This window comes from Arenimonas sp., from assembly GCF_044353605.1.
Taxonomy (GTDB): Bacteria; Pseudomonadota; Gammaproteobacteria; order Xanthomonadales; family Xanthomonadaceae; genus Arenimonas.
The window spans coordinates 1-11005 of sequence record NZ_JBILBO010000025.1; the positions used below are offsets into that span (position 1 = coordinate 1).

An 11005-nucleotide genomic window follows, 5' to 3' on the forward strand; every position below is an offset into this window, starting at 1 on the left:
TTTTGAGCGCGGCGATCATGCCCTCGTTCTTGGCCGGAGCCTGCCAGGTCCACTTGCTGACGCCGACTTCGGCAACCAGTTCGTTGATGGCGTTGATGACGGTCTGCATCTGCTGATGGCCGAACATCACGGCACCCAGCATCTGCTGTTCGGACAGCAGCGCGGCTTCCGATTCCACCATCAGCACGGCACCGGCGGTACCGGCAACGACCAGCTCAAGCTGCGAGGTCGCCAGTTCGGCGGCGGTCGGGTTCAGGATGTACTGGCCATTGGCGAAGCCGACCTTGGCAGCGCCGATCGGACCGTTGAACGGTGCGCCGGACAGAGCCAGGGCGGCGGAGGCGCCGATCAGGGCCGGGATGTCGCCGTCGACTTCCGGATTCATCGAAACAACGGTGGCGATGATCTGCACTTCATTGCGGAAACCTTCCGGGAACAGCGGACGGATCGGACGGTCGATCAGGCGGGAAATCAGGGTTTCCTTCTCGGTGGCACGGCCTTCACGCTTGAAGAAGCCGCCCGGGATACGGCCGCCGGCATAGAATTTTTCCTGGTAGTCGACGGTGAGCGGGAAGAAATCCATGCCCTCGCGTTGCGACTTGGCGGCCACGGCGGTGACCAGGACCACGGTGCCTTCGACGCTGACGATGACCGAACCGCTGGCCTGACGCGCGATTTCACCGGTTTCGATGCTGACTTGATGTTTTCCGTATTGGAAGGTTTTCACGATTTTTGCCACTGTATTATCCTCTTTGATTTCCGCGAGACGGGCCACATGCCCGTCTTTGATGTACTGCAAAAAACAACGCGGCGCCGAAGCGCCGCGTTGGGTGGTTAGCGACGTAAGCCGAGGCGCTGGATCAGGGCCTGGTAACGTTCGCTGTCTTTCTTTTTCAGATAGGCCAGCAGGCTGCGGCGCTGGTTCACCATTTTCAGGAGACCGCGGCGGGAATGGTGGTCTTTCTTATGGGTCTTGAAGTGTTCGGAAAGGTCTTCGATGCGGGCGGTCAACAGGGCAACCTGGACTTCCGGGGAGCCGGTATCGTTGGCGGCGCGCTTGTGCTCGCCGATGACTTTGCTGGTATCAATGGACATATCAACTCTCTATGAAGATGCGAATTCGGCAGAAGCGCGGACTGCGCAACCGCCATAACCGCCGGTTAAGGGAGCTTCTGCCGGAAGGCGCGAAGCCCGCATATTATACTCGATTCAATCAGTTAGTGGGGGGTAAATCGGGCTAATTGACTGCCGCCCAGCGGAACAATCGCTGAACCGTAAGTTCGCCCTCGGCGCTCATTTCGGCCAATCCCAGAGGCAGCCCCTCGCCATTGCACAGATGGATCCGTTCACAGGCCTGCACCGGTCCGGAAATCCGGATTTTCTGGCCCATACCCACCCGCCTGGCCTGCTCGGCATCAAGGGCCAGCTTCGGGACCGCCACCAGAGCATCGGCGACCGGGTGCAGCACAGCGTCCAGCTCCTTCAGTCCTTGCTCAGCAATGGCCTGAAGCGCTTCCAGAGTCCACAATGGCAGCGCCTGGAATGGCTCTACCCAGAGTCGGCGCAAAGCCGTGACATGCGCGCCGCAGCCCAAAGCCTCGCCAAGATCGCGGACCAGGCTGCGGATATAGGTTCCTGAACCGCAGGTCACCCGTAAACTGAACACGTTGACATCCAGTTCCAGCAGTTCGATGGCATGAATACGGATCGGACGCGCGGGCAGATCGATGACATCGCCGCGGCGCGCCTTCAGATACATCGGCTCACCGCCCTGCTTGAGCGCGGAATATACTGGGGGTACTTGTTGGATGTCGCCGATGAATTCCTGTAATAGGCTTTCCAGCTGCTTCCGGGAATAACTTCCGATCGGTCGCTCGCGCAGAACCTGGCCATCGGCATCATCGGTATCGGTGGTAGCGCCTAGCGCGGCGCTGACCTCGTAGGCTTTGTCATTCCCGAGCAGAATGCCGGCGACCTTGGTGGCCTCGCCCAGACAGATCGGCAGCACGCCGGTCGCCAACGGATCCAACGCACCGGTGTGACCGGCCTTCTCAGCCCGGTAAAGGTTACGGACTTTCTGCAAGGCCTGGTTGGACGTCATGCCCTGGGGCTTGTCGAGCAGAATCAGGCCGTCAACCGGGCGACGGGCGAAAGTGAACTGTGCTTTCTTCATGCAGGAAAAAACCGCCCGGTGGCGGTCAGGGCGATTCGGGTTTCGGGCTGTCGCGCAGCAATTGCTCGATGCGCTCGCCCTTGTCGACCGAATCGTCGTAATGGAAATGCAGCTCGGGCACATGCCGCATCTTGACCGCATGGGCCAGCTGGAAGCGCATTTCCGGAGCCAGCTCGTTCAATGCCTTCACGGCTGCTTTGGACGAATCGGCCAACAACGCGGTGACGAATACCTTGGCATGCGCCATGTCGCGTGTGAGTTCGACATCGGACACGCTCAGCGACGGCAATCCGTGCTCGCGCACCGTGGCGTGTACGATCTGGCCCAGCTCGCGACGGAGCTGGGCGGAAACGCGGTCGGTCCGGTGGAAGCTCTTCTTCGCCATCAGAGGCTACGCGCCACTTCAATGCGCTCGAAGCATTCGATCTGGTCGCCCGGCTTGACATCGTTGTAGGCCTTCACCGCGATACCGCATTCGGTACCACTGCGGACTTCCTCGACGATGTCCTTGAAGCGGCGCAGACTTTCCAGCTCGCCTTCGAAAACCACCACGCTGTTGCGCAGCACGCGGATCGGCTTGTTGCGCTTGACCGTACCCTCGATGACCAGCGAACCGGCCACGGCACCGAACTTGGAGCTGCGGAACACATCGCGGACTTCGGCGATACCGATGATTTCCTCGCGGATCTCGACGCCGAGCAGACCGGACGCGACCTGTTTGACCTGGTCGATGACGTCATAGATGATCGAGAAGTAACGCAAGTCGATGCCATTGCTTTCGATGATGCGTCGCGCCGAGGCATCGGCACGCACATTGAAGCCGATGACTACGGCCTTGGATGCCGCCGCCAGTGTGGCGTCCGATTCGGTGATACCGCCGACGCCGGAGGAAATCACGTTGATGCGGATGGACTCGTTGGAAAGACCGGTCAAGGAATCACGCAGTGCTTCAACGGAACCCTGCACATCGGCCTTGACCAGGATGTTGAGCACCTGCTGGCCCTGTCCGGCGCCCATCTGGGCCATGACATCTTCCATGCGCGAACCCGGCTGTTTGACCAGACGCGATTCACGGCGTTTAGTTTCACGCTGCTGTGCGACTTCCTTGGCCAGACGTTCATCGGCCACGACCACGAAATCGTCACCGGCATCCGGCACGCCGGAAAGACCGAGTACCTGCACCGGAATGGACGGACCGGCGGTTTCGGTCTGCTTGCCGTTCTCGTCGAACAGCGCGCGCACGCGGCCATACTGAAGACCACTGACCAGATAATCGCCTTTCTTGAGGGTGCCTTCCTGCACTAGCACGGTGGCAACCGGGCCGCGACCCTTATCGAGCGAGGATTCGATGACCACGCCGCTGGCACGGGCATCGACGGTCGCTTTCAGTTCCAGCAATTCGGCCTGGACCAGAATCGATTCCAGCAGGTTGTCGACGCCATCGCCGGTTTTGGCGGAAACCGGCACGAACTGGACGTCGCCGCCCCACTCTTCCGGCACCACTTCCAGTTTGACCAGACCCTGTTTGACGTTGTCGGGGTTGGCTTCGGACTTGTCCATTTTGTTCATGGCGACAATCAGCGGTACTTTCGCGGAACGGGCATGCTCGACCGCCTCGATGGTCTGTGGCATGACGCCGTCATCGGCGGCAACAACCAACACCACGATATCGGTCAGCTTGGCGCCGCGGGCACGCATGGCGGTGAACGCCGCATGGCCCGGGGTGTCCAGGAAGCTGACGACGCCGCGCGGCGTCTCGACATGGTAGGCACCGATGTGCTGGGTGATACCGCCGGCCTCGCCCGTAGCGACCTTGGTACGACGGATGTAGTCGAGCAGCGAGGTCTTGCCGTGATCGACGTGGCCCATGATGGTGACGACCGGCGGACGTGTGCTCTTGTCGCCCTGAGCTTCGTCCAGATGCGCGACCAATGCCAGTTCGGCATCGTTTTCGTTGGCCTGCACAGCCTTATGACCGAGTTCTTCAACCACCAAAACAGCGGTATCGTGATCGATGACCTGGTTGATGGTGACCATCATGCCCATTTTGAACAGGGCACGGACCACATCCGAACCTTTCATCGCCAGCTTGTTGGCCAGCTCGGAAACAAGGATTGATTCGCCGACGGCGACTTCACGGGTAATTGGGGCAGTCGGTCGCGAGAACCCATGCTGACCGGTGGCGGTCCGCGATGCTTCCATGATTTTCTGTTTCGGCTTCTTCTTGCCGGCACTGACGCGGCGCTCACGCTCGGCGGCGGTCAGGTGTAACTGGCCGCTGATGTTCTGCAAAGCGGAATCATCGTCGATGTCGTTGTCGACCATGACGTGCGAACCACGAACCTTGTGCTTGGCGGTTTTGCTCGGCAACTTGTCCTTGGCGGCCTTTGCCGGTTCGTGGCGGAGGGCTTCGGTCTTGTGTGGTTTGTGGCCGTGCTTTTCATCACGCTCACGTCGGGACTCATGGCCAGCGGCGTCGGGTTCGGCGGCGCCTACCTTTTTTCCGGCCAGCTCAGCTGTCGCAACACGGGCTTTTTCCTCGGCGTCACGGATGACGCGTTCCTTTTCAGCGCGCTCGACATCGATCTGCTCGCGGCGTGCACGGTCGAATTCACTCAGGCGTGCCTGCTCTTCGGCATTGCGTGATTTCGAGTGCTCAAGCTTGCGCAGCAACTCCTCGCGCTCGTCAGATACCGGTGCCGCGACTTCGTCGCGTTTGACATAGGTACGCTTCTGACGGACCTCGACGGCAACCGTGGTCTTGGACTTGCCCGAGCTGGCAACCGTCAGTTCTTCAGTTTTGCGTCGGGCAATGGTGATCTTCTTGGGTGCGGCAGCGGCTTCCGCCGGCTTCTCGGTCTTGCCGTGCGAACGGCGTAGGAATCCGAGCAGCTTGATCTTCTCAGTGCTGCTGACGACCTGGTCCGGACCGGAGAATTCCATGCCGGCATCGGCAAGCTGCTTGAGCAGCTTGTCGACCGGCAGTCCGACGATTTTTGCCAACGATCCTACGGTTACTTCTGACATGGAGATGTCGATCCTTGAATTTTGTAATGCTGATTACATGATGTATATTTCGCGGCGTTCAGTTCGACTGCTCGAGACGGGCGATTTCAGCGGCACGGGCGGCCAGAATGAACGCCGAAGCGCGCTCCATGCCCATGTCTTCGATATCGGAAATCTCATCGGCAGCGAGTTCAGCCAGATCATCCGGCGTGGACACGCCACGCTCGGCCAATGCATAGGCGATGCTTTCACTCATGCCGTCCATTGCCAGAAGATCATCGGTAGGCTTGTGCTCTTCGATTTCCTCTTCGGCGGCCAACGCCTCATTGAGCAGGGCGTCACGTGCGCGGGCACGGAGTTCTTCGACGATATCTTCATCGAAACCTTCAACGGCGAGAAGTTCAGCCGCCGGCACGTAAGCGATTTCTTCAACGGTATTGAAACCCTCGGAAACCAGGATTCCGGCGATTTCTTCGTCGACCTCCAGTTTCTCCACGAACACGGCGCGGGCCGCGGCCTGTTCGGCCTCGCTCTTCGCCGAGACCTGATCCTGGGTCATCACATTCAATTGCCAGCCGGTCAGGCGGCTGGCCAGACGCACGTTCTGTCCGCCCTTGCCGATGGCCTGCGCCAGTTTGTCTTCAGCCACGGCGATGTCCATCGAATGCTTGTCTTCATCGACGATGATCGACTGCACTTCGGCTGGCGCCATGGCATTGATGACGAACTGCGCCGGATTATCGGACCACAGTACGATGTCGACGCGTTCGCCGTTGAGTTCATTGGACACGGCCTGTACGCGCGAGCCGCGCATGCCGATACAGGCGCCGATCGGGTCGGTACGGTGATCGTGGGCGAGCACAGCGATCTTGGCGCGGTCACCCGGATCGCGGGCGGCACCTTTGATTTCTACCAGCCCCTGGCCGACTTCCGGCACTTCCAGCCTGAACAGTTCGATCATGAACTCCGGGGCGATGCGCGAAATGATCAACTGCGGACCGCGGGTTTCAGCGCGGGTTTCAGCCAGATAGCCGCGGACGCGGTCACCCGGGCGCAGGACATCGCGCGGAATCGCCTTGTCTTTCGGTATGATCGCTTCGGCATTACCGCCGAGATCGACATAGACATTGCCGCGCTCGGCGCGCTTGACGACGCCGTTGACCAGTTCGCCGACGCGGTCGTTCCACTGTTCGAGCACCAATGCACGCTCGGCCTCACGGACGCGTTGCACGATGACCTGCTTGGCGGCCTGGGCGGCAATGCGGCCGAATTCGGGATTCTCTACCGGTTGTTCAACGAAGCCGCCGACTTCGGCGCCATCCATCTCGTCAACGGCGTCCATCAGGCGGACCATGCGATCGGGTGATTCCATGACCACATCGTCGGCGATGACTTCCCAACGACGGAAGGTTTCATAGGTTCCGTCTTTGGGGTTGATGGCGACGCGGATCGACACATCTTCGTCGTGGTAGCGCTTTTTGGCGGCAGAGGCCAACGCCGATTCCATCGCCTGGATGATGACCTGACGGTCGACGCCTTTTTCGTTGGCGACCGCTTCCATGACCAATAAAAGTTCTTTACTCACAATCCAACTCCGTATCCTTCGGCTGTGCCGAAATTAGTCGAAAATCACGATTTCTTGGGCGCCGGTTTTCTGCGCCCGCCTTTGGGTTCAGCCACCAGACCCAGGGCCACAAGATCCGGCACCAGCCTGGCTTTATCCACGTTACCGATGGCGACCGTGAATTCACGGCCATCCACATCCAACACTATCCCGGACTCGCCGACGGAAAGTACTTTGCCTTGCAGCCTCCGCCGTCCTTCCTGCGGAAGACTCAAACTGATTTTGACCTGCTCGCCGATCTGCCGCGCAAACTGCGCGAGCGTGAACAGCGGCCGGTCAATACCCGGAGAGGACACTTCCAGGGTGTACTGCGAGGCGATCGGATCGTTGACGTCAAGGTTTGCCGATACTTCCCGGCTGACTGCCTCGCAATCTTCGATACTGACCAATCGCTCCGGTGCATCGATATAGAGACGCAATAAGGCATTGCCAGCCGCAGGCGAAAATTCCACGCCCAGCAACTCAAGCCCCAGACCGCGAACGGTCGGATCCAATAAATCCTTTAATTCCAAGGCCTTACCGGTCATTGCCATGATCCAATCTCCCTGCGTCGTGCGATGTCGCTAATAAAAAAGGGCCTGACGGCCCTTTTCCGGTACTTCCTAGTTCCGGCGTCCAAGACAGTACATCGCCTCGAACTAGCCCCGCAAACGGCCTTGGCCCTTTGCGTCAAACTGGTAGCGGGGGCAGGATTTGAACCTACGACCTTCGGGTTATGAGCCCGACGAGCTGCCAGACTGCTCCACCCCGCATCAGTGAACCGACATTATAGCGGACTTGCCCCCTGAGGCACAAGTCCCTCGTCAAGCGACCGGAAACGCCTTGAGGCACCAGGACAGGATGGCATTGGAGAACACGCCAAGGACCAGAAGGGCCGTGGCATTCAGCACGAATGCCACCTGCAGGTGACGATCGGGGTTGATGCGGCTGACCTCACTGTCCGGCTTCTCGAAGAACATGACGCGAATCAGTTTCAGATAGTAGAAGGCGCCAATGACGGCACAGATTACCGCCAGTAGCGCGAGCCATTGGTAACCGGCATTCAGCGCGGCGACGATGACCTGCAGTTTGGCGAAGAAGCCGAGGAACGGTGGCACGCCGGCCAGCGAGGCCACCACGAACAGGATCAGGAAGGCAAAACCGGGATGTTTGACCCACAGGCCGCGGAAGCCGTCGATATCATCGGCATCGTAACCGGCGCGGCTGAGCAGAATCAACGAACCGAAGGCCGCGACGGCGGTGATAGCGTAGCTGATGGCGTAGAACATCGCGGCGGAATAGCCACTGGCATCGGCGCTCAGCAAACCGAGGAACAGGAAACCGACGTGTGAAATGGTCGAATAGGCCAGCAGACGCTTGAAGCTGGACTGTACCAGCGCCATAAGATTGCCGAGCACCAGGGACAGCGCCGACAGAATGGCGATCAGCGGCACCCAATCGGCCATGCTGTTGCCGGCGGCCGACTCCAACAGACGGTAGGCCATGGCGAAGGCCGCCATTTTCGGCGCCGAGGCGATGTAGGCGGTAACCGCGGTCGGTGCACCCTGATAGACGTCGGGCAGCCACATGTGGAATGGCGCGGCGCCGAATTTGAAGGCAATCCCTGCGACAACAAAGACCACCCCGAGTTTAAACAGCATCGGCGAGGTCGTGGCGCCGGATACCGCATAAATGGCATCGAATTGCAGGCTTCCGGTCGCACCGTAAATCATCGACATGCCATACAGCAGCAGACCGGAGGCAATGGCACCAAGCACGAAATATTTTATGGCTGCTTCCGAGACGATCGGATTGTCACGGTCGAGCGCGACCAGGCCGTACGAGCTCAGCGCAAGCAACTCAAGACCCAGATAAAGCACAGTGAGGTTGCCGGCTGAAATCATCAGCATCATGCCCAGCACGCCGAAAAGCGCCAACACATAGAATTCCGATTTGAACAGACCGCGTTCGACCAGATAGGGCTTGGCGTAGATGAAGGCGAGCGCAGTGACTGCGTAAATGCCGATTTTCAGCACATCGCCGGCAATATCATGGATGAACATGCCCCCGAAAGCGGTGGTTGTGACCGACACCATATCGCGCACGGTCAGCAGAATCGCCGCAACAAGCACCGCCACCGCCAGGAAGTGGATCAACGGCCGGCGCTTGGCATCAATGAAAAGATCCAGCATCAGCAGCGCAAAGGCCGAGCAGCAGATAAAAATTTCCGGCAGGATGGCATTCAGGTCCGCCGCGGAGATCATGGGGATGGTCATTGGCGGTTCCTCAAAGCTTGGTTTGTACGATGTGGCCGACCAATGCCGCGATCGGCGCATCCATCAGGTCGATGAGAGGTTTCGGATAGACGCCGAGCGCGAGCACGCCGGCAGCGAACAGGCCGAGCATCCAGGCCTCGCGGGCATTGATGTCCGTCAGTTCGGCGACGTGGTGGTTGCCGATTTCGCCGAACACCACGCGTTTGACCATCCACAGGGTATATGCAGCGCCCAGAATCAGCGTGAATGCCGCGAAGAACGCAATCAAGGGATGTGACTGGAATGCAGCAAGGATGACCATGAACTCGCCGACGAAGCCGCTGGTGCCGGGGAGTCCGGCATTGGCCATGGCGAACAACACGAAGAATCCGGCGAACCAGGGCATGGTATTGATGACACCGCCGTAATCCTTGATCATGCGGCTGTGCATGCGGTCATACAGGATGCCGACGCAACTGAACATGGCACCCGAGATGAAACCGTGCGAAATCATCTGCACCATCCCGCCCTGCAGGCTGAGACGGGCCCCTTCGAGATTGCCGTCTTCACGTACCATGGCGAACACGATGAAGCTGGCGAGCGTCACGAAGCCCATGTGTGCAATCGAAGAATAGGCAATCAGCTTCTTCATGTCCTCTTGAACAAGGGCAACGAAACCGATGTAAACCACGGCAATCAACGACAGCAGAATGACCAGCCAGGCCCATTCGGTGGAAGCATCAGGCACGATCGGAAGACTGAAACGCAGGAAACCATAGCCGCCGATCTTCAGCATGATTGCGGCCAAAATGACCGAGCCGCCGGTCGGCGCCTCGACGTGTGCATCCGGAAGCCAGGTATGCACCGGCACCATCGGCACCTTGACCGAGAAGGCCGCGAGGAAGGCGAAGAACAGCCACATCTGCTCGGTGGCGTTCAGCGGCAGATTGGCCCAGGTGGCCAGATCGAAACTGCCGGACTTGTTGTACAGGTAAATCAGCCCGATCAGCATGAACACCGAGCCGAGGAAGGTGTACAGGAAGAACTTGATGCTGGCATAGATGCGCCGCGGTCCGCCCCAGATACCGATGATGATGAACATCGGAATCAACATGCCTTCGAAGAAAATATAGAAGAGAATTGCATCAAGTGCGCAGAACACGCCCACCATCAGCCCCTCGAGCACCAGCATGGCGGCGAAATACTGATGGGGGCGGTTTTCGATCGAGCTCCAAGACCCCATAAGAACCAGCACGGTGGTAAAGGTCGTCAGCAGGATCAGCGCGACCGAAATCCCGTCGACGCCGAGGCTGTAGTTGATGTTGAATCCCGGCAGCCACGGCAGCTGCTCGCCGAACTGCATCATTGCGGTTGACTGGTCGAGACCGAAATACAGTTTGATGCTGAGCAGAAATGTGGTGATGGTGACGAGCAGTGCGAAGACTTTCGCACTGCCGATACGTCGGTCGCTGAGCAGGAAGGTAATCAGGCCGCCGAGGATCGGAAGCCAGATGAGTGTGCTGAGTAGTGGCAGGTGGGTGCCCATGCGAGTAATCCTTGTCCTTATTCAGCAAACAGGTGGGTTGCGATGGCCAACATCGCAATCAAGCCGACGATCATGGCGAAAGCATACGTGGTCAGACGTCCGGTCTGGGTGCCGCGGATGGCTCGGGCGATGCGTCCGACCAGATTCGCCGTACCATTGACCATCACGCCGTCAATCAGGCCGGTGTCGATGTACTTCCATGCCTTGCCGCCGAGCGCGATGCTGCCACCGGCGAAACCCTTGATCCAGAGGTCGTCGAAACCGTATTTGTTTTCCAGAATTCGGATCGGAAGCGCGAAGATCTTCTGCGCACGCTCGGCAATCCGGATATTGAACAGATAGATATAGGTTGCCAGGGCAAAACCCGACAGGGCCAGCCAGAATGCCGGCATCTGCATGCCGTGCAGGGTGAATGCAAACGG

Annotated in this window: 8 protein-coding genes, 1 tRNA gene and 2 pseudogenes; all 11 read right to left on the reverse strand. The window is 59.2% G+C overall.

Features of this window, described 5'->3' with window-relative positions; all coding sequences use genetic code 11:
- Window positions 1-739: pseudogene (locus tag ACIQ1A_RS09240) on the reverse strand (polyribonucleotide nucleotidyltransferase); the annotation flags it as partial.
- A 95-nt stretch (window positions 740-834) separates the two neighbouring features.
- Window positions 835-1095 carry a 30S ribosomal protein S15 gene (gene rpsO, locus ACIQ1A_RS09245; protein ID WP_395770787.1) on the reverse strand — a complete coding sequence of 87 codons (261 nt, stop codon included), beginning with the start codon at window positions 1093-1095 and terminating at the stop codon, window positions 835-837.
- A gap of 142 nt (window positions 1096-1237) precedes the next feature.
- Complete coding sequence (gene truB / locus ACIQ1A_RS09250) at window positions 1238-2173, reverse strand: tRNA pseudouridine(55) synthase TruB (RefSeq protein WP_395770788.1); 936 nt, start codon at window positions 2171-2173, stop codon at window positions 1238-1240.
- A 25-nt stretch (window positions 2174-2198) separates the two neighbouring features.
- Entirely contained in the window at window positions 2199-2558 is a 360-nt protein-coding gene (gene rbfA, locus ACIQ1A_RS09255; protein WP_297801449.1) for a 30S ribosome-binding factor RbfA, read from the reverse strand.
- Entirely contained in the window at window positions 2558-5200 is a 2643-nt protein-coding gene (infB, locus tag ACIQ1A_RS09260; RefSeq protein WP_395770789.1) for a translation initiation factor IF-2, read from the reverse strand. The genes rbfA and infB overlap by 1 nt, the downstream gene beginning before the upstream one ends.
- Before the next feature lie 58 nt (window positions 5201-5258).
- The gene (gene nusA, locus ACIQ1A_RS09265; protein ID WP_395770790.1) at window positions 5259-6764 is read right to left on the reverse strand and encodes a transcription termination factor NusA; all 1506 of its coding nucleotides are present in this window, start codon (window positions 6762-6764) and stop codon (window positions 5259-5261) included.
- Between the two features lie 44 nt (window positions 6765-6808).
- Window positions 6809-7330 (reverse strand): ribosome maturation factor RimP, encoded by a 522-nt coding sequence (gene rimP / locus ACIQ1A_RS09270; protein ID WP_395770793.1) that lies wholly within the window; start codon window positions 7328-7330, stop codon window positions 6809-6811.
- A gap of 148 nt (window positions 7331-7478) precedes the next feature.
- Window positions 7479-7555 (reverse strand) — tRNA-Met (locus tag ACIQ1A_RS09275).
- A gap of 51 nt (window positions 7556-7606) precedes the next feature.
- Window positions 7607-9058 carry an NADH-quinone oxidoreductase subunit NuoN gene (nuoN, locus tag ACIQ1A_RS09280; RefSeq protein WP_395770791.1) on the reverse strand — a complete coding sequence of 484 codons (1452 nt, stop codon included), beginning with the start codon at window positions 9056-9058 and terminating at the stop codon, window positions 7607-7609.
- Between the two features lie 10 nt (window positions 9059-9068).
- Window positions 9069-10583: an NADH-quinone oxidoreductase subunit M gene (locus ACIQ1A_RS09285; protein WP_395770792.1), complete on the reverse strand. Its 1515-nt coding sequence runs from the start codon at window positions 10581-10583 to the stop codon at window positions 9069-9071.
- 17 nt (window positions 10584-10600) lie between these two features.
- Window positions 10601-11005, reverse strand: a pseudogene (locus tag ACIQ1A_RS09290) (NADH-quinone oxidoreductase subunit L); the annotation flags it as partial.

Coding starts and splice junctions, on each gene's coding strand:
- rpsO (WP_395770787.1), bottom strand. CDS start 1,095: ATGTCCATTGATACCAGCAAAGTCATCGGCGAGCACAAGCGCGCCGCC.
- truB (WP_395770788.1), bottom strand. CDS start 2,173: ATGAAGAAAGCACAGTTCACTTTCGCCCGTCGCCCGGTTGACGGCCTG.
- rbfA (WP_297801449.1), bottom strand. CDS start 2,558: ATGGCGAAGAAGAGCTTCCACCGGACCGACCGCGTTTCCGCCCAGCTC.
- infB (WP_395770789.1), bottom strand. CDS start 5,200: ATGTCAGAAGTAACCGTAGGATCGTTGGCAAAAATCGTCGGACTGCCG.
- rimP (WP_395770793.1), bottom strand. CDS start 7,330: ATGACCGGTAAGGCCTTGGAATTAAAGGATTTATTGGATCCGACCGTT.
- nuoN (WP_395770791.1), bottom strand. CDS start 9,058: ATGACCATCCCCATGATCTCCGCGGCGGACCTGAATGCCATCCTGCCG.
- ACIQ1A_RS09285 (WP_395770792.1), bottom strand. CDS start 10,583: ATGGGCACCCACCTGCCACTACTCAGCACACTCATCTGGCTTCCGATC.